Genomic DNA, 18,904 nt, shown 5'->3' on the forward strand with positions numbered 1-18,904 from the left:
TACCTAATTCTTGAAATGCTGATAAATAAGGAGATAACAGATAAAAGTATAAAGTAAAATAAGGTGAAACCGATAAATCAATAGTTTATGTTACTTATAAACTTGTATCGGCAATTCTCCTTTCAATGCTCCTATGGCATTAAAAGCTAACGACTCCATTTCATTCTCTCCCGGATAAACATAGATGGGAGCCAGGAAAGAGATTCTTTTTTTCAGCCTTGAAACCACATAGTCCGAATAAGCGATTCCTCCTGTCAGGAGGATAGCATCTACTTTCCCGCAAAGTACAGTAGCACTGGCGCCTATCGCTTTTGCAACATTATAAATCATGGCGTCCAGTATTAATTCCGCCTTTTTATCTCCTTCTTCTATCGATTGGATGATGGCAGGCACATCGGTCGTACCTAAATGAGCAGTCAATCCGGCACGTCCGGAAATACGTTTCTTCAATTCGTCTTTGGTATGCTGACCGCTAAAACAAAGGTCGATCAGTTGACCGGCAGGAAGTGTGCCGGCGCGTTCCGGTGAGAAAGGGCCTTCGCCGTCCAACGCATTGTTGGCGTCGATGGCTCTTCCATGGTGATGGACTGCGACAGAAATACCTCCTCCTAAATGGCAGATGATTAAATCCAACTCTTCGTATTGCGTCCCTTGTTCTTTGGCGAAACGCCGCGCGATTGCTTTTTGGTTCAAGGCGTGCCAGATGGTAATTTTCGGCATTAACGGAGAACCTGTAATGCGGGCTATGTCTTCCAGTTCATCCACCACTCCCGGATCAGCGATGAAAGCCGGGCAATCGGGTAGGGTGGCGGCCAGTTCGCTGGCAATCAGTCCTCCTAAGTTGCAGGCATGGGTACGCATGGCATGCACTGTATCACGTTTCATGGCATCGTTCACCTCATACACTCCGCCCGGTATCGGTTTCACCAAACCTCCGCGTCCGATGATTGCGTCAAAAGAAAAAGGAATCTTGTTATTCTCCAATTCTTGTAATACCAGATTTTTGCGGAATTCAAACTGATCTATTACCTCGGGAAAAGCAGACAGCTCTTCTACGGAATGTTTTATATTGCTGATAAATAACGGAGTCTCGTTTTCGTAAACCGCAATCTTTGTAGAAGTTGAGCCGGGGTTGATAACCAGTATTTTCATGAATGGTGAGTTTTAAATGGTGAATTTAGAATGATGAGTTGGTGACCTGACTGGCCTGTTTTCTGCACTCGCAATCTCCTGACACTTGTAAGCATGCCATCGCAATGCTATAATATTTGGACAAGCCGGAATCGCTACGCGACGGAAGTACTACAGGACAAATAGGTCCTTGCAGTAATCCTGCCATCTCTGCTTTTGCAAACAGGGAGACAGATTTGTAGAATGCATTGCCCGATTCGATGTTCGGGAATATCAGTACGTCTGCCTGTCCGTTGATAGGAGATACAATCCCTTTAATATCACCACTTGCCTGTTCGCACGCAGTACGTACATCCAGCGGGCCGTCAATAATCACATTTCCGAATTCTCCCGCTTCGGCAAGCTCTACGATATTCACATAATCTAATGAATGAGGGAACTTGGCACTCACTTTTTCCGTACAGTGAATCAATGCGACACGCGGCTGCTCGATGCCAAAGTGGCGGCAGGTACAGATAGCATACCAAATCATCTCTATGCGTTGTTGTAGCGTGGGACGCGGAATGACCGCAGCATCCGAAAAGAAAAGCAGTTTATGATAAGTAGGAATTTCCATCACTGCCAAATGCGTGAGGATTTTTCCTTTCGGCAACAACCCTTTTTCTTTGTCGAGTATGGCGTGCAGTAAGTTGTCTGTATTGATAATCCCTTTCATCAAAATATCGGCTCCCCCTTCGCGAACGATACGGACAGCCTCGCGTGCCGCTTCGTCCGGATTTTCGATATGGATAGTTTTTACATATTCGGGATATTGTTTGAGCGTGGGATATTTCTTCAGAATTGTAGAATCTCCAATCATAAGAAATTCTGCAATTCCCTCTTCCAGCGCACGAGAGATGGCATACTCTGTGTTAGGATCGTTGGCACAGACCACGGCAATTCGTTTTCTATGGTTTAGTTTTTTGAGATGGGCCGTTAGCTGGGCAAAATTTAGAATAGGTTCCATAACGTTAGATTTTTAGCAAATATCAGAAAAATGATTGAAAAAATAACGATTATAACCCGAAAAAATGCATCCGTTATGTAACATTTTGCTATATTTCATTTGTTTTGACTGTTGGATGTGCATGGAACCGTTTTTTCCTGTATTTTTGCAGATGAAAACAAATGCATCCGGGCAGTCTGGTATTTTATCAACGAAAGTCAATTAAATAAGAATATATATGGATATTCAATTTCCTCCCTTTTTGCAGAAAGGTGATAAAGTGGTTATTGTATCACCTTCGAGTAAGATAGACCAACAATTCCTGAAAGGAGCCAAGAAACGGATAGAATCATGGGGCTTGAAAGTGGCTATGGGAAAATATGCCGGAAGTTCATCCGGGAGATATGCCGGAACAATCAGGCAACGGCTGAAAGATTTGCAGGACGCGATGGACGACCCTGAGGTGAAAGCTATTCTGTGTAGTCGCGGAGGGTACGGGGCGGTACATTTGATTGATAAAATTGATTTTACGGCTTTTCGTGAACATCCGAAATGGTTACTGGGTTTTAGCGATATAACAGCGTTGCACAATCTGTTTCAGAAAAATGGATATGCTTCTCTACATTCGTTGATGGCCCGTCATCTTACGGTAGAACCGGAAGATGATCTTTGTACGAACTATCTGAAGGATATCTTATTTGGGAATATCCCTTCTTATACGTGCGAGAAGCACAAACTGAATAAGCAGGGGACTGCACAAGGCGTTTTGCATGGTGGTAATATGGCGGTAGCATACGGTTTGCGGGGAACTCCATACGATATTCCGGCAGAAGGGACGATACTGTTTATTGAAGATGTCAGCGAACGTCCGCATGCCATCGAGCGTATGATGTATAATTTGAAATTGGGAGGCGTGCTTGAAAAACTGTCCGGACTGATTATCGGCCAATTTACGGAATATGAAGAAGACTGTTCGTTGGGTAAGGAATTGTATGCAGCTTTGGCGGATTTAGTAAAAGAGTATGATTATCCGGTCTGCTTTAATTTTCCGGTAGGACACGTGACTCATAATCTGCCGCTTATAAATGGCGCAAAAGTGGAACTTGTGGTCGGAAAGAAAAATGTGGAACTGAAGTTTATATGTTAATAAACCATTCCATCTGAACGATGCTGTGATGAAAATAACTAATTTTGAAGCCCTAATAGATGAAAGGACGATGAAAAAGAAAACTATGATAGTATTAATGAGTGCCTTTTTGTTATTATCAGCATTCTCTTGCGGAGGAGGTAATAAGGCAAATAGTACGAGTGAACAAAGCGAAGAGACAGCAGTGAATGTACCTCAATTTGATGCGGATAGTGCTTATTTGTATGTAAAGAATCAGGTGGATTTCGGACCTCGTGTTCCTAATACAAAAGAACATGTTGCCTGTGGCAATTACCTTGCCGGTCAGTTGGAGGCTTTCGGTGCTCAAGTGACTAATCAATATGCAGATTTAATTGCTTATGACGGAACTCTGTTGAAAGCGAGAAACATTATCGGTTCTTATAAGCCGGAAAGCAAAAAACGAATCGCTCTGTTTGCGCACTGGGATACACGTCCATGGGCTGATAACGATCCTGACGAGAAGAATCATAATACTCCGATTTTGGGTGCCAATGATGGTGCCAGTGGTGTAGGGGCTTTATTGGAAATAGCTCGCTTGGTCAATCAGCAACAACCGGAGTTAGGTATCGATATTATTTTGCTGGATGCAGAGGATTATGGTGCGCCGCAGTTCTATACGGGGCAGCATAAAGAGGAATTCTGGTGTCTCGGATCACAGTATTGGGCACGCAATCCTCATGTACAGGGATATAATGCACGTTTTGGCATCCTGCTCGATATGGTGGGCGGTGAAGGTAGCGTGTTTATGAAAGAGGGATATTCTGAAGAATTTGCTCCCGATATAAATAAGAAAGTCTGGAAAGCGGCGAAGAAGATTGGCAACGGGAAGACGTTCATGGATGGTAACGGAGGATTTGTTACCGACGACCATCTGTTCATTAATCGCTTGGCACGTATTAAAACAATCGATATTATTCCATATAATCAGGAGGGTGACTTTACTCCGACATGGCATACCGTCAATGACAATATGGAGCATATAGATAAGAATACGTTGAAAGCAGTAGGCCAGACGGTATTGGAAGTGATCTATAATGAGAAATAACAGGATTAAATAATTATTTATAATGTCAATTAATGAATTACAGGACGAAGTGATTGCAGAATTCAGTGACTTCGACGATTGGATGGACCGTTATCAACTACTTATTGACTTAGGAAATGAGCAGGAACCACTTGAAGAAAAATATAAGACGGAACAAAATCTGATTGAAGGATGCCAAAGTAGGGTGTGGCTTCAAGCGGATGATGTAGATGGTAAAATCGTTTTTAAAGCGGAAAGTGATGCTTTGATAGTCAAAGGAATTATTGCCTTATTGATTAAAGTCCTTTCAGGACATACTCCTGATGAAATCTTGAATACAGATCTTTATTTTATAGACAAGATTGGGCTGAAAGAGCATCTGTCGCCAACGCGTAGCAATGGTTTGCTGTCGATGGTGAAACAAATACGAATGTATGCACTAGCATTCAAAGCAAAAGAGGGGAAGTGAAAAACTTCCCTTTTTTTATGGTTGCTTTCTGGAAGTCAGATTGTTCATGGTCAGTATGGTGCAGATAAGTAGCAGGATTGAACCGACCAGAGTGACGAGATACGGGCTACCGTTAATCAGGTCATCCATATTCTCGGCTTCGGGATATTTGATGCTAAGATATACGGATAGCGAGTTGTTGAGCACGTGCATGAGTATACAAGGTATCAGGCTGCCTGTTTTGTAATAAGTCCATGCCAGCAGGATACCGATCAGAAATGCGGGAAGGATCTGGGCCGGATTTATATGAAAGACGCCGAACAGAAGCGCGGAAATCAGAATGGCTTTAGTCGGATTATATTGTTGAAGTAAAGCTCGGGTGATTGCTCCGCGAAACAAGATTTCTTCAAGTACAGGACCGATGATAGCTATTGCAAGAATACCGCCCCAACCGGATTGGAGAATGTCGAAAGATTGCTCCATGATGTTGGGTATCCAGTCTAGCAGTCCCATAAGTGCAGATACCAGAAAGCCAGCGGTGAGAATAGCCAGCCCGCTACAAATTAGGAATGGCACTGATACAGGCGACCATGTCGCTTTCTTTTTACTGATATAGCCGGCTTTCCATAGATAAATACCCATCATAATCTGACCGGCTAATTGGGCCGGAATCATAATCATTTGCGTCAGGGCAACCTTATCCAAATCTCCTGTGGTGACTAACAAATAGATCGTACAGGGAATCATAATCAGGATAGGGGCGACAATCTGTGCAATGAGAAGGTCTATTAATATCAGTTTGATAGCCGTTTTCATTGGTCTTTAGTTAGTTGTAAAGAAACTATAGATAAACATAGCTAACATCGAAATAGCTATTACCACCAAAGAGATGCTCATAAATGACTTTTGCATAAGAATCTATTTTTAAATTATTATTGTTCGGTTATTGTATTATTTATTTTGTTTCTCTGCTGTTACTGCCTGCCTTGCTGGCAAGAAGAATAGCTTCCGTCTCTTCTGCATCTTTATGGAGTTGCACTATTAACTCGTCGATACTGGAGAATTTCAGTTCGGGACGCGTCCGTTTTACAAAAGTAAGCCGGATGAATTTATCGTATATGTCCGAATGGAAGTGAAGGATATTCACCTCAATGGTCCGGTTAGGGCCATTATCAATCGTCGGGCGGACACCTATGTTCAGCATCCCCATATATGTCTTTTTATCAAATGTCACCCATACGGCATATACACCGTCCGCGGGGATCAGTTTATCAGGATCATCCACGCTTAAATTGGCCGTTGGAAAACCAATTTTGCGGCCTACCTGATAGCCGCCTACTACTATTCCGTCCAGGAAGTATTCATATTTCAGGCAATCGGCAGCCAAGTCCACTTCTCCTTGATGAAGAAGTTTGCGGATCAGGGAAGAACTTACCGGAACGTTGGGTACGTTCTCTATTTCTATATTGCTGGTATATGCTTTGGCGCGAATCACTTCTATGCCAATTTCTTTCCCATAGCGTACATAATCCTCGAAGCCCTCGCTGCGGTTGTGCCCGAAACGATGGTCATAGCCGATAACCAGGTATTTTACCTGATAGCGTTCTTTTAACAGCTGTGTCATGAACTCCCGGGCGGTAAGCCGGGAAACTTCCGGGGTGAAATCAAGCATCAGGCAGTAGTCTACCCCGATGTCTGCAAGCAGACTTATTTTTTCTTCCGGGGTAGTCAGAAGTTCCGGACGATAATTCGTGTTCATCACTTTGCGGGGATGAACGGGGAAAGTAACCAATGCAGAGCGTAGACCTTTGGCGGCGGCTATCTCTTTCACTTGCTGAATCAGATAGCGATGTCCTGCATGTACTCCATCAAAAAAAACCGATGGTAGCTACACTGGGTTCCGGGTTAATAGCCGATGTGTCACGTATAATCTGCATATCTCTAAAATTATTTGCTGTTGAAAAGATGGCTCCAGTCTTCGCCTTCTTTTGCTGTATAAGTGGAAATTCCTAAATTCTGGGCTGCCTTACAGTTCATCTCGGAATCATCGATGAAGAGTGTTTCTTTCGGCTCGATACCGGCATCCTCTATGATTGCCTTGAAGATTTCCGGTTCGGGCTTGGTCATTTTCATTTCAAAAGAGAGGTACGTTTTCTCAAAATAGTCTTCCACCTTAAATGTGCGGTAGGGAAACAGGTGAATACATGTCCAGTCCCAATGGATTTGGTTGGTATTGCTCAATAAATAGACGACATATTTCTCACGTAATTTTAATAATAAATCAAGTTTGTGTGTCGGTATGTCTACTAAAAAACTATTCCAGGCTGCATCTATTTGTATGTCGCTCACTGCTTTGCCTATCATCTGCCGAACTCCGTCACGGAATTCGGCGGGTGTAATCAATCCTTTTTCCTGTTGCATCAGGAGTCCGTTCGGATTATGGATGTCCAGTAGGTCCTCCACGTTCCGGAGCCCTAATTTCTGAAAGTTCTCAATGCAACGTTGGCGGTCGAGATTGATAAGTACACCACCCAAATCAATAAGAAGGTTTTTTATTCCTTTACTTTTCATTTCTGTTTTTTTTGTGAATAATACGTTGAACAAGGCGAATAAGTTCTCCAACCCATAACACCGTGGACGAAACGCCTATAATAAGAAGCCAGGTTTGCCAGTTGAGCGGCTCCGTACGGAATACAGCTCCACCGAACTGTACGATCAGGAATTGTCCGGCAAGAATAGCCAATACAATAAGTTCCATACCATACGATTTGGAAAGTCCCTTGAATGCCGAATCGGTAGTGCCGAATACACGGGCATTGAACAGATTCCAGAATTGCAGCATGACAAAGAAGGTGAAGAAAATGGTCAGGTTGTGTATATCCATACCTTTCGTGCTGTGGTCGAAATAATAAATCATTCCGAGCAGTACGATGAGGAAGATGGAGCCCACACCTAATATATTAGACCGCATTGCCTTACTGATAATAAAATCAGTGCTTCGACGGGGTTTCTCAAGCATTACGGTTTCGCTGGGGGGAATGGAAGCAAGAGCCAAAGCGGCAAAAGTGTCCATAATCAGGTTCACCCATAACATTTGTGTTACAGTCAGCGGAAGTTCCGTACCGATCACAGAACCTAACAAGACAATGAGCAGTGCTACGAAGTTGATCGTCAGCTGGAAAACAATGAAACGCTGGATATTCTTATACAGGGAGCGTCCCCACATAACGGCAGTTCCGATACTGTTGAAGGAGTCGTCGAGCAGGGTAATATCGCTGGCCTCTTTGGCTACAGAAGTACCTGTACCCATTGACAAACCTACTTGGGCATGATTCAAAGCCGGGGCGTCGTTGGTTCCGTCTCCGGTTACGGCTACGACTGCTCCTTTTTGCTGAAGCAGCTGTACCAGACGTTGCTTGTCAGTCGGGCGGGCGCGGGACATGATTTTTAAATCCATCACTCTATCCAATGCTTCTTCATCGCTCAATTCAGCAAATGCAACACCGGTGATTCGATTTCGTTCGGTATCTGTTTCGGGGTTCCAAAGACCTATCTGACGTGCGATTTCCGTTGCAGTTCCCGGAGTATCACCGGTCACGATCTTGATGCCGATACCTGCGGACTGGCATTTAGCAACCGCAGCAGGTACGTCCGGACGAATCGGGTCGGAGATGGCAACTACTCCCAAGAAATTCAGGTCGTTGGCTGAAACCAGTTCCGTACAATCGTTTGGCTCATTTTCTCCGACAATCTTGAATGCAAATCCAAGTGTGCGCATAGCCATATTCTGATAGCCCAACAGTTGTGCTTCTACTGTGGAACGATATTCTACGGCGTCCACTCGTCGTCCGTCCAAGACAACTTCTTTACACTTGCCCAAAACAATTTCCGGGGCTCCTTTTATATAGAGTATTTTTTTCCCGATCAGTGGCGACTCAACAAGGGTTGCCATGAATTTCCGTTCGGTAGAGAAAGTGAGTTGGTCGAGGATATGTGCTTTCTCGCGAAGTTCCAGATAATTTTTTCCCTGCTTGTTAAGCCAGAGTAATAAAGCTACTTCGGTGGGATTTCCTACTCCCTTCGGCTTCTCACCGGTCGTTGACTCTTCGAGGAAAGCGGTTGAGTTAGCGCTGATTCCTTCCGCAATGAGTGTGCTGATATCATCGTCGGACAAAACACTGCCATTTTTGATGCCGTAAAAATTGGGTTCGTGCACTTGCATCAGGTTTTGAGTCAGTGTGCCGGTTTTATCCGTACAAATCACGGTGATGGCTCCCATTGTTTCGCAAGCATGCATTTTCCGCACCAGATTGTTGGTGGAAAGCATACGACGCATATTCAATGCCAGACTAAGAGTGACGCTCATTGGCAATCCTTCAGGCACAGCTACCACAATCAGCGTAACTGCCATCATAAAATATTTCAGTGTCCGTTCGAAAACAGGAAGCCACTCGTGCCATCCGTTCAGTGAACCGAAATCAAAGAATAACAATACGTCTTTGACAAAGAAAATAAGGAAAGCGAGACCGGCAACGGTAAAACCAATCTTTCCGATGAGGTTTGCGAGTTTGGTCAATTGTATGTTCAGCGGAGTAGGTTCGAGATTGTCTTCCGTGCTTTGTCGGGCTACTTTCCCGATTTCAGTAGCATCTCCCACATGCAGCACGCGCATGGTGCCATGACCGTCCACCACTGTCGTTCCACGCATCACCAGATTGGAAGCATAAGTTGCCTCTTCATCAAAGTCAGCTTCTACAGTTGTTTTATTAATAACGGGTTCGCCTGTCAGATTAGATTCGTTTACTTGCAAAGAGATGGCTTCCAGCAGTTCTCCGTCGGCGGGAATTTCTTCACCCGTTTCCAGAATTACAATATCACCTACCACTATGTCTTTGCGGGGAATTTCTTGTACACGTCCGTTTCGGATCACTTTTACCAATGTTTCTTCATTGACTGCATTCAGCAGATCAAACTTTTTGCTGGCATCATATTCGAAAAAGAAACCGATTCCGGTGGCCAGTAAGATAGCTGCTATAATTCCGATTGTTTCAGCGTATTCGTTCTCGATGATGGAAATGATTAACGAGAAAACGGCTGCTACTAACAGTACGCGTACAACCGGGTCTTCAAATTTTTCCAGATAAAGTTTCCAGAGGGAAGGACGCTTGGGAGGTGTTAACAGGTTAATACCATTTTTCTCCCTGCTTTGTAGGACTTCGTCATCCGTAAGTCCTAAATGATAATAGTCATTTTTATTTGTACTCATGCAGATACATGCGTTTAGTTTGAACCGCAAAAATACAACATAAAATTGTGATAAATTGTTTAATTAAAACTTTTTATGAAGTCGAATTTGTTATCGTGGTTTACCACATGTGCGATAAGGAATTGTAAACCAGAATGTAGAACCTTCACCTTCTACGGAATCCGCGCCGATCTGACCGCCTAGTTTGGCGACAATGGTTTGAGAAATAGAGAGTCCCAGTCCGGCTCCTTTCTTATCTTTGTTCAGTTTCACAAAGCGCTCGAAGACATCCGGTAGTTTTTCTGCCGGAATTCCGGCTCCGGTATCTTTTACATAAAAGTAAAGTTCAGTATCTCTTGCCTCATATCCGATGCGGATACTACCTTCATGGGTGAATTTAATGGCGTTGCCAGCAAAGTTGGAAAGCACCTGTGCCACCCGGTTGCGATCCGTTTGGATCATGCATGATGAACGAGACGGTTCTGCTATAATTTGTATATTTTCTCCGGCTTCATTGACTCTCATCTGGAAAAGTTGTTGTAAATCTGAAAGCAATAGATTGACGTCCACCGTTGTCTGTACAAATTCCAAGGTTCCGGCTTCGATTTTAGACATATCCAGAATGTCGTTGACCAACTGCATCAGAAGATCAGCATTCATTTTTATGATTTCCTGGTATTGAGCCTTTTCCTCTTCGGTATTTGCGCTGCCTAATACTTCTGCAAATCCGGTAATAGCGTTGAGAGGAGTACGGATCTCATGGCTCATATTAGCTAAAAAGGCCGATTTTGAAATATCTGCTTTTTCAGCTTTTTCTTTGGCTAGTCTCAATTCATTTTCGGCCTGTTTTCGTCGGGTGACGTCATGTACGGTGATAACCATATTCTCTTCTTCATTGAGAAGGAAGTAGGAGCCGGATATTACTGCGTCACATTCCACAGTCGTATTATCCGATGTGACTACGGATAAAGTTGCTTCGAGATCCGTGAAGTTCCGTCTCTGTTCGAAGGCCTGACGTATGGCAGTACGTATCGGACAGGAACCGCAGAAGCTATGTGTGCCGCAGCCTCCTTCGGCAGCCAATGCGTTACGGCATTGCAGCAGGTCGCCCACTCTTTTTTCTTCTGTTCCTTTTCTGGTTCCGGTTTTTTGGTAATAGTTGGTCTTCAGTACTTTAAAATCGTTATCTATTAGCAGAATAAAAGCATGTACATTCTTTAAAACGGCACCGGCGATATGGCTGGTACGTTCCAACTTTCTGGATTCACGGAATAATCGTTGTTGCATCCGTAGGCATTTCCTGCGTTCCCATAAAAAACTGATTAGTAGGACTGCGCATAAAACTATTAAAGTTGACAATAGTGCTATAAGCATAGTATAATATTGTTGTTTTAGCTTGATAATATGACTACAAAGATAGCTTTTTTCTTTAGTTTGGAAAATAGTGTTGAACAAATATCCAGCTATTTGTGTTATATTATTCAGAAAACCATTTAAAAATACGAACGTTATGAAAAAGTACATTTGCACGGTCTGTGAATATATTTACGACCCCGAACAAGGAGATCCGGAAAGCGGAATTGAACCAGGAACAGCCTTTGAAGACATTCCAGATGATTGGACTTGTCCGTTATGCGGAGTCGGCAAAGAAGATTTTGAACCGTACGAAGGATAAAACCAAGAGAGAGAGAATTATTTAAGAGGAGAATGGCCGGGTGTATAGATATATGCCCGGTCTTTTTTGTTTTTCTGGAGGATGATTTAAATTAAAAAGGAGAATCAGTAATGCTATGATAGACTGATTCTCCTTTTTTAGGATTCAATTTTGCTCTATCAAGAAGCTTTTTTCTCTTTTACATCACTACTGGCTTCTACTACATTCACCACATAGTCACCTAGTTTTTCACATTCGGCGATAATATCCATGTAATAAACTCCCATCTGATAATCGTATTCTTTGTTGTTTACGTCCAGAATGTTCTGATTCTTCAGTTGGTTACGGTAGTTGTTAATTTCATTCTCGATGTTGAAGGACTTATTGATGTCAATGTTCTGATGTTCCGGTTTTTCTACAACCACAATCATTTGAGCAAGTGCGTCGTTGGTCAGCTTCATCATGAGGTGGATATGTTCATATTGTTTCTCGGTAAAGTCCTGGTTGGTTTGGCGTTTCCGGTTGATGGTACGTGCCAGGTTATAACAGCTGTCACCGATACTTTCAATTTCCGTCACTTCACGCAACATGGCACGTATCTGTAGTTTACTTTCAGAACTTAACCGGCCTTCAGATACTTGATTCAGGTAGTTGGCTATTTCAAGTTCCATGTTGTCGCTGATATTTTCATACTTCTCGATCCGGCTGAACAGCTTGTTGAAATCGTCATCCTTTTCTGTGTGTAGCAAATCCTGCACCATGCCGAACATCCGGTGTGTACGTTCTGCAAAAAGATGGATTTCTTTGCGTGCCTGAAGGATAGAAAGTTCAGCGGTAGAAAGCATACCACCGGTGATAAACCGCAAACGGGGCTCTTCGTCCTCTTCTTTGGGGTGGATAAGAGCACATACGGTACGTTCAATCAGTTTAACCGCCCATATCAGAATACATACGTTACAGATATTGAAAATTGAGTGGAAAGCCGATAACTTGTAGGAGATGGCAACTTCCGGATTGTTACTTTGGAAAAAGGTATCTACTACCCAGTTTACCAGTTCCATGAAAGGATGGAAGACAATCAAGACCCAGATAACACCGAACACGTTAAAAACAAAATGGGCCAATGCTGCCCGCTTAGCCTGTGTATTGGCTGTAAGTGCGGCAAGATTGGCCGTGATAGTGGTTCCGATGTTTTCTCCCAAAACAAGTGCTGCTCCCAGTTCCAGACTGATCCAGCCGTTGGCGCACATAATCAATGTAATTGCCATGGTGGCGGCGGAGGCCTGTACAATCATCGTCAATATAGTACCGATGAGTAAGAACAGAATGATGGAGAAGAATCCCATGTCCGTGTAGTTCTGTACGAAGGCAAGCATTTCCGGGTTGGCGTTCAGGTCGGGCGCGTTTGCTTTCAGATAAGAAAGCCCCATGAAAAGGAAAGAAAAACCGAAAATGAATTCACCGATGGACTTGCGGTTGCTTTTGCCGGAGAAGATGAGCGGAAGGGCGATGGCTAAGAGCGGGAGAGCGAAGGCAGCCATATCAACCTTAAATCCGAAAATTGAAATGATCCAGGCAGTCACGGTAGTACCGATATTAGCACCCATAATGACGCTGATGGATTCGGCAAGTGTGAGCAATCCGGCGTTTACGAAACTTACGACCATCACTGTCGTTGCTGAAGAAGACTGGATAAGAGCTGTTATCAACACTCCTGTTAAAACTCCCGTTACCCGATTGGTAGTCATTGCCGTTAGAATACTTCGCAATCTGTCACCCGCGACCTTTTGTAAGCCCTCGCTCATAATCTTCATTCCGTAAAGGAAGAGTCCTAATGAGCCTATGAGCTTTAAAAAATCATAAAAAGAATATTCCATCTATAATATTTTTAATGGTTATTTGTTCTCTATCTGATTATAAGTATATTAGTCCCAAATTATTCACCTTTTAACGAACTCGATGAAACAGATGTTACAAATATGTTGCAAAAATAACAATATTTCCAAAGAATTCCCTATCGGAAGCTCACTTTTGGATATTTATTACGGTTTTAATCTTAATTTTCCTTATCAAGTAGTAAGTGCCAAGGTCAATAATCGTTCCGAGGGACTGAATTTCAGAGTTTATAATAATAAAGATGTAGAGTTTCTGGATGTGAGAGATCAGTCCGGTATGCGTACGTATGTCCGTTCGCTTTGTTTTGTCTTGTTTAAGGCTGTCACGGAACTGTTTCCCGACGGAAAATTGTTTGTAGAACATCCTGTTTCAAAAGGCTATTTCTGCAATTTGCGGATTGGCCGTCCCATCGAACTGGAAGATGTGACACGCATCAAGCAACGGATGCAGGAGATTATCGCGGAGAATATTTCCTATCATCGCATCGAATGTCATACGGCTGAAGCTGTGCGTGTTTTCAGCGAACGGGGAATGAATGATAAAGTGAGATTGCTGGAAACTTCCGGTTCGCTCTATACCTATTATTATACATTGGGTGATACCATTGATTATTATTATGGGAATCTGCTGCCCAGTACCGGATATCTTAAATTATTCGATATCGTGAAATATTACGATGGATTGCTTCTCCGGATTCCGAGCCGGGAAAACCCGAATGTGCTTGAAGATGTGGTGAAGCAGGAAAAAATGCTGGATGTCTTTAAAGAATATCTGAACTGGAGTTATATCATGGGGCTTAACAATGCCGGAGATTTTAATCTGGCCTGTGAAGAGGGACATGCAACCGATCTGATAAATGTTGCAGAAGCACTGCAGGAGAAGAAAATAGCCCAGATAGCCGATACCATATTCCATCGTGGTGAAAACGGTAACCGGGTAAAACTGGTATTGATTGCCGGACCATCTTCTTCGGGAAAGACAACTTTCAGCAAACGGCTTTCTATCCAGCTAATGACCAATGGACTGAAACCATTCCCGATCTCTTTAGATAATTACTTTGTGGATCGTGAAGAGACTCCTCTGGATGAAAACGGAAATTATGATTATGAATCACTGTATGCACTTGATTTGGAATTGTTCAACCAACAGTTGCAGGCACTCTTGCGCGGTGAAGAGGTCGAACTGCCTCGTTTTAATTTCTCTCTTGGCAAGAAGGAGTATAAAGGCGATAAACTGAAAATAGAAGATAATACAATTCTGATTCTGGAAGGTATTCATGCCCTGAACCCGGAACTGACACCACATATACCGGCTGAACGGAAATTCAAGATTTATGTTTCAGCATTAACCACCATCTCTTTGGATGACCATAACTGGATTCCGACAACTGATAACCGTCTGTTGCGGCGTATTATCCGTGACTTCAATTATCGGGGATATTCGGCACGTGAAACGATATCACGCTGGCCGAGTGTACGTGCCGGTGAAGATAAATGGATTTTTCCCTATCAGGAGAATGCTGACGTAATGTTTAATTCAGCGTTGCTTTTTGAGTTTGCAGTACTCCGTTTGCATGCCGAACCTATTCTGATGGGTGTCCCGCGCAACTGTCCTGAATATTGCGAAGCATACCGGTTACTTAAGTTTATCAAATATTTTGTTCCTGTACAGGATAAGGAGATTCCGCCTACGTCCTTACTGCGCGAATTTTTGGGAGGTAGTAGCTTTAAATATTAAGTAGAAAAATTAGGATATATTCGTTATTTGTACTTTCTTTGCAGAAAATATGAATTACCTTTTGTTGTAGTAAGGCAAGAGAACACAAAATAAACAATATTTGAATAGGATTCTTTAGGGGAGAATACTGTATAATGACTGTTATACTAAACTATAATATTGAACCTTTGGTTACTTTTGCTGTTATAAAAGGACTACATGCAACAAAAAAAATGTGAATATGATTTTTTATAATAGTCTTTTAGCAAAGTGGTTCTTGGGAAAAGGAAAGAAACACTATTTTATGTTAGGCTGGTTTTTCTTTACCCGGTATAAATATCTGGAAGTTTGGGAAGATATGGAGTTACGGATACATGCAAAGCAATATTGGGAATGCTTTTCTCTGACTCTGATACCAGCGTTGATTTTGTCATTACTGTTTTCATGGTGGTGTATGATACTACCATTCATAACTTATGACCTCCTTTATTGGTTTGAAAAGATCATCTACCACCATTCAATATTTAATTGGGAGGCGATAAAGCATAGCGGCGATACGCTTTATCTCCGAAAGAGAAAAGCGTATGCCTGGAAGAAAGGTTACGGGAAAAAAGAGTTGCCCGTATCCAGATGGAATGATTGATTCTTTATTTCAAATGCTTCTTTATCCAAAGCAGATGTCCATACTCCGTATCGTTGGAGGTCCAATGCTCATTAATAGGAGTAATCAGGGCTTCTTTCGGACAGTTTAGTACATTGTATACTATATAGCTGGTAGTCGGAGGACATACATCGTCATTGAATCCCCATGTTATATAGGTGTCTGCTTTTATCAATTTAGCAAAGTTCACTACATCATAATAGGCCATTGTCTTTATTTTTTCGGGGGTATCCATATCCACCGAATTTCTAAAGAAATGAGGATAGCCACCGGCACGTCCGGCTTTATAGCCTGCCATATCGCTTAATGCAGGATGATTGGCGACACAAACTGTCACCCGTTCATCCAGTCCGGCAGCGATTAATGCCAGGGCGCCTCCCTGACTACCTCCTTGTGCGATTACATTTTTGCCATCCCATTCCGGCAGGGAAGTCAGAAAGTCGATACCGCGTACACAGGCCAGATATACCCGTTTCATATAATAATTATCACGACTGTCGAGCCCGTTGGTCAGATAGCCGTTTTCTCTGCCATTGAAAGCGTTGCTGATTTCTTTAAATTCTTCATCAGTCATTTCCGGATTCAGGCCGTGTATCTCGAATTCAAAACGGATGCATCCTTGCTCCGCATAATATTTATGGCGTAGAGGCTCTTTGATGGTTTTGATACCTGCTCCCGGAGGGCACAGGACCACCGGAAACTTTCCTTCTTTTTTCGGATAGAATAAATATCCGTAGACGCATTGCCCACGTTTGTTCAGTTGCAATTTTACGAGATAACAGTCTATTTTATCAGTGGAATATTTTTCGACATGTTCTTTGGTATACGTTAGGGGAAATTCCTTTTGTTCCGCTTTTGCCTTTTCCCAAAATTCCTTGAAATCGGAAGGCATGGTGGTATACGGACGAAGTTTTTCCGGTGAAAATCCTACTTTGATATGATGTGAATAGGTCTTTCCATCTACGGTTGCTTTCAGGCGACAGTCGCGGAATCCCGGCTCTTTCATTGTGCCCACAGGAATCACAGCCCTGCCATTCTTTAAAGTTACACTTCCTTTTGTATCGGCAACAGGCATCATATCACCACCTATTTCATAAGTGACGGTTACGTTATCCTTGGGGATACCATATTTATAGAATTGTACCTCCACAGTTGCTTTTTCTCCCGTTTTATAAAGCCAGTCGGCATGATTGGGTACGGTGACCCAAAGCACATCGCTTTTATAAGGATAGTTTTCAGCTACGGCGGACAGCAAGGTAAGTGACAATAGCCATACAGATAAAAGTAGTCTTTTCATGGTGTTATTCATTGGTTTTATATCATTAAAAAGTGAGTTGTTTTAATTCTGTTGCAATATTACGCAAGATTTGGGAAAGGGAGGGTAGAAAAAATGTGCTTTTAGATGGACTATTTGGTACTTTGACAAAAATAGCGGAAGTTTTTCACCCGGATGAAAAACTTCCGCTATTGATTTTGAATAGAAGAAAGGTTCTTCTTTTATTTTGATGAGGCTTTTATTTTTATTTTGATGAAGCTTTTTATCTTAACGCTTCCACCTCTTCCGGTGTCAAAGGAATCTTTTTACCTAATCGGCGGGCGCCGGTTTCTGTAATCAGATAATCTTCCTCATTGCGGATACCACCGAAGTCCTTATAAGTTTCCACTACATCATAATTGATGAAATCGGTAAATTTCTTTTCTCCTTTCCACATGTCGATCAGTTCCGGGATAAAATAAATACCCGGTTCTACCGTGTGTACAAATCCCGGTTCCAACGGAATGGCGAGACGTTGCGATTTGCGACCGAACTGTGTGCTCTTCGGCTGACCGTTATATCCTACCCATATCTCTCCTAGATTTTCCATATCGTGTACATCCAATCCCATCATGTGACCTAATCCGTGAGGATAAAATAACGCATGAGCACCTTCGCGGACCGCATCTTCCGTATTTCCTTTCATCAATCCGAGTGCCTTCATACCGTCTACCATGACACGGGCAGACAGTTCGTATACCTCCATATAAGGAATACCCGGGCGGAGGGCTTTTACAGATTCCAGATGCATCGCATTCTGAATCTCGTATACTTCGCGCTGGCGGGCTGTAAACTTTTTGTCGGCAGGAATAGTAGACGACATATCGCCTGCATAGCCTGATTCTACTTCTGCGCCTGCATCAATTAGGAATAAATCACCCGGTTTTACTTTATTTCCATGATAGTGGTTGTGTAAAGTCTGTCCGTTGATAGTGGCAATGGTGGCAAAAGAAAGCTGGCAGTTGTTAGATTCGGCCACTCGGTTCATTTCCGCTACCACTTCGTATTCATACATGCCCGGACGGAGCACTTTCATGGCGGTGATGTGCATATCGGCAGTTACATCGCAAGCCTTCTCTATTTCTACAATTTCTTCGGCAGATTTGTAATTACGTTGGGCGATAACGGCACGGATAAATGGAACAGAACCTTCCTGACGTGTAGGGGGAATACCCAACCAATCCATCAGTTTCAATTTATGCTCGGGACGGTAAGGCGGCAGATAATGAACCGCTTTCCCTTTCTGGACGCACTTGTGGAGATAGCTTGTAATTTCTGCGGACGGCATCAGATTTTTTACGCCCACACGTTCACATTTTTCGTGTAATGTAGGTTGCGATCCCATCCATACGATTGCGTCGATAGACAGTTCATCTCCGAAAATGATTTCTTTGTCTTCATCAATATCGATAATAGCCGAAAGGCCGGCGCATGAAAGTCCGAAATAATAAAGGAAAGTAGAATCTTGACGATAACGGAAGGTGTTATCCTCGTAGTTCAGTCCGCACTCGTCATTTCCGAGAAATAACAATACCCCGGAGCCTAAATTCTTTTTTAGCAGGGCTCTTCGCTGCATATACGTTTCTTTGGCAAACATATTGTCCTAATTTTTAAGTTCGTGCAACAAAGATAACGAATTTTGTGTTATAGGATTAAAAATT

At 42.8% G+C, this 18,904-nt stretch carries 15 protein-coding genes and 1 pseudogene; 6 read left to right on the forward strand and 10 right to left on the reverse strand.

What is annotated here, in order from left to right:
• Positions 1–90: 90 nt before the first annotated feature.
• Positions 91–1,152: a butyrate kinase gene (gene buk / locus BXY_RS08130; RefSeq protein ID WP_008018575.1), complete on the reverse strand. Its 1,062-nt coding sequence runs from the start codon at positions 1,150–1,152 to the stop codon at positions 91–93.
• 25 nt (positions 1,153–1,177) lie between these two features.
• The gene (locus BXY_RS08135; RefSeq protein ID WP_008026160.1) at positions 1,178–2,137 is read right to left on the reverse strand and encodes a phosphate acyltransferase; all 960 of its coding nucleotides are present in this window, start codon (positions 2,135–2,137) and stop codon (positions 1,178–1,180) included.
• A 217-nt stretch (positions 2,138–2,354) separates the two neighbouring features.
• Between BXY_RS08135 and BXY_RS08140 the strand changes: the two genes are divergently transcribed.
• The 3 genes from BXY_RS08140 (at position 2,355) to BXY_RS08150 (ending at position 4,777) form a co-directional block, all read left to right on the forward strand.
• A complete protein-coding gene (locus tag BXY_RS08140; RefSeq protein ID WP_015531658.1) occupies positions 2,355–3,263 on the forward strand; it encodes a S66 peptidase family protein in 909 nt (302 codons plus the stop codon).
• A 70-nt stretch (positions 3,264–3,333) separates the two neighbouring features.
• A complete protein-coding gene (locus BXY_RS08145; RefSeq protein WP_004316652.1) occupies positions 3,334–4,329 on the forward strand; it encodes a M20 family metallopeptidase in 996 nt (331 codons plus the stop codon).
• 22 nt (positions 4,330–4,351) lie between these two features.
• Positions 4,352–4,777 carry a SufE family protein gene (locus BXY_RS08150; protein WP_004316653.1) on the forward strand — a complete coding sequence of 142 codons (426 nt, stop codon included), beginning with the start codon at positions 4,352–4,354 and terminating at the stop codon, positions 4,775–4,777.
• Between the two features lie 15 nt (positions 4,778–4,792).
• Here the strand turns inward: BXY_RS08150 and BXY_RS08155 are convergent, their stop codons facing one another.
• The 5 genes and pseudogenes from BXY_RS08155 to BXY_RS08175 form a co-directional block, all read right to left on the reverse strand.
• Positions 4,793–5,572, reverse strand: coding sequence for a CPBP family intramembrane glutamic endopeptidase (locus BXY_RS08155; RefSeq protein WP_008026168.1), 780 nt, complete (start codon positions 5,570–5,572; stop codon positions 4,793–4,795).
• 139 nt (positions 5,573–5,711) lie between these two features.
• Positions 5,712–6,693: pseudogene (locus BXY_RS08160) on the reverse strand (bifunctional riboflavin kinase/FAD synthetase).
• A 10-nt stretch (positions 6,694–6,703) separates the two neighbouring features.
• Entirely contained in the window at positions 6,704–7,327 is a 624-nt protein-coding gene (locus BXY_RS08165) for an HAD family hydrolase (protein WP_008026174.1), read from the reverse strand.
• Positions 7,317–10,022, reverse strand: a complete 2,706-nt coding sequence (locus BXY_RS08170) for a calcium-translocating P-type ATPase, PMCA-type (RefSeq protein WP_015531659.1) — start codon at positions 10,020–10,022, stop codon at positions 7,317–7,319. The genes BXY_RS08165 and BXY_RS08170 overlap by 11 nt, the downstream gene beginning before the upstream one ends.
• A 90-nt stretch (positions 10,023–10,112) precedes the next feature.
• Positions 10,113–11,288 (reverse strand): sensor histidine kinase, encoded by a 1,176-nt coding sequence (locus tag BXY_RS08175; protein WP_004316658.1) that lies wholly within the window; start codon positions 11,286–11,288, stop codon positions 10,113–10,115.
• A 223-nt stretch (positions 11,289–11,511) separates the two neighbouring features.
• On the opposite strand from BXY_RS08175, the gene rd reads away from it, so the two are divergent.
• A complete protein-coding gene (gene rd / locus BXY_RS08180) occupies positions 11,512–11,676 on the forward strand; it encodes a rubredoxin (RefSeq protein ID WP_004306971.1) in 165 nt (54 codons plus the stop codon).
• A gap of 158 nt (positions 11,677–11,834) precedes the next feature.
• Here rd and BXY_RS08185 read toward each other — a convergent pair whose 3' ends face one another.
• Positions 11,835–13,532: a Na/Pi cotransporter family protein gene (locus BXY_RS08185; protein WP_008644967.1), complete on the reverse strand. Its 1,698-nt coding sequence runs from the start codon at positions 13,530–13,532 to the stop codon at positions 11,835–11,837.
• Positions 13,533–13,614: 82 nt separating this feature from the next.
• Here BXY_RS08185 and BXY_RS08190 point away from each other — a divergent pair, with 82 nt between their 5' ends.
• A complete protein-coding gene (locus tag BXY_RS08190) occupies positions 13,615–15,288 on the forward strand; it encodes a nucleoside kinase (RefSeq protein WP_008016291.1) in 1,674 nt (557 codons plus the stop codon).
• Positions 15,289–15,508: 220 nt separating this feature from the next.
• Positions 15,509–15,910, forward strand: coding sequence for a hypothetical protein (locus BXY_RS08195; protein WP_008026182.1), 402 nt, complete (start codon positions 15,509–15,511; stop codon positions 15,908–15,910).
• Positions 15,911–15,914: 4 nt separating this feature from the next.
• Here BXY_RS08195 and BXY_RS08200 read toward each other — a convergent pair whose 3' ends face one another.
• Positions 15,915–17,225 carry an acetylxylan esterase gene (locus tag BXY_RS08200; protein WP_055235826.1) on the reverse strand — a complete coding sequence of 437 codons (1,311 nt, stop codon included), beginning with the start codon at positions 17,223–17,225 and terminating at the stop codon, positions 15,915–15,917.
• 241 nt (positions 17,226–17,466) lie between these two features.
• The gene (locus tag BXY_RS08205) at positions 17,467–18,840 is read right to left on the reverse strand and encodes an aminopeptidase P family protein (RefSeq protein WP_015531661.1); all 1,374 of its coding nucleotides are present in this window, start codon (positions 18,838–18,840) and stop codon (positions 17,467–17,469) included.
• Between the last annotated feature and the right edge of the window lie 64 nt (positions 18,841–18,904).

This window comes from Bacteroides xylanisolvens XB1A (genome assembly GCF_000210075.1).
In the GTDB taxonomy this organism is placed as follows: Bacteria; Bacteroidota; Bacteroidia; order Bacteroidales; family Bacteroidaceae; genus Bacteroides; species Bacteroides xylanisolvens.

Bases quoted from the DNA above. Each gene is read 5' to 3' on its own strand.
- BXY_RS08140 (WP_015531658.1), top strand. From the start codon at position 2,355: ATGGATATTCAATTTCCTCCCTTTTTGCAGAAAGGTGATAAAGTGGTT.
- BXY_RS08150 (WP_004316653.1), top strand. From the start codon at position 4,352: ATGTCAATTAATGAATTACAGGACGAAGTGATTGCAGAATTCAGTGAC.
- BXY_RS08135 (WP_008026160.1), bottom strand. From the start codon at position 2,137: ATGGAACCTATTCTAAATTTTGCCCAGCTAACGGCCCATCTCAAAAAA.
- BXY_RS08145 (WP_004316652.1), top strand. From the start codon at position 3,334: ATGAAAAAGAAAACTATGATAGTATTAATGAGTGCCTTTTTGTTATTA.
- BXY_RS08185 (WP_008644967.1), bottom strand. From the start codon at position 13,532: ATGGAATATTCTTTTTATGATTTTTTAAAGCTCATAGGCTCATTAGGA.
- BXY_RS08170 (WP_015531659.1), bottom strand. From the start codon at position 10,022: ATGAGTACAAATAAAAATGACTATTATCATTTAGGACTTACGGATGAC.
- BXY_RS08155 (WP_008026168.1), bottom strand. From the start codon at position 5,572: ATGAAAACGGCTATCAAACTGATATTAATAGACCTTCTCATTGCACAG.
- BXY_RS08165 (WP_008026174.1), bottom strand. From the start codon at position 7,327: ATGAAAAGTAAAGGAATAAAAAACCTTCTTATTGATTTGGGTGGTGTA.
- BXY_RS08190 (WP_008016291.1), top strand. From the start codon at position 13,615: ATGAAACAGATGTTACAAATATGTTGCAAAAATAACAATATTTCCAAA.
- rd (WP_004306971.1), top strand. From the start codon at position 11,512: ATGAAAAAGTACATTTGCACGGTCTGTGAATATATTTACGACCCCGAA.
- buk (WP_008018575.1), bottom strand. From the start codon at position 1,152: ATGAAAATACTGGTTATCAACCCCGGCTCAACTTCTACAAAGATTGCG.
- BXY_RS08200 (WP_055235826.1), bottom strand. From the start codon at position 17,225: ATGAAAAGACTACTTTTATCTGTATGGCTATTGTCACTTACCTTGCTG.
- BXY_RS08175 (WP_004316658.1), bottom strand. From the start codon at position 11,288: ATGCAACAACGATTATTCCGTGAATCCAGAAAGTTGGAACGTACCAGC.
- BXY_RS08195 (WP_008026182.1), top strand. From the start codon at position 15,509: ATGATTTTTTATAATAGTCTTTTAGCAAAGTGGTTCTTGGGAAAAGGA.
- BXY_RS08205 (WP_015531661.1), bottom strand. From the start codon at position 18,840: ATGTTTGCCAAAGAAACGTATATGCAGCGAAGAGCCCTGCTAAAAAAG.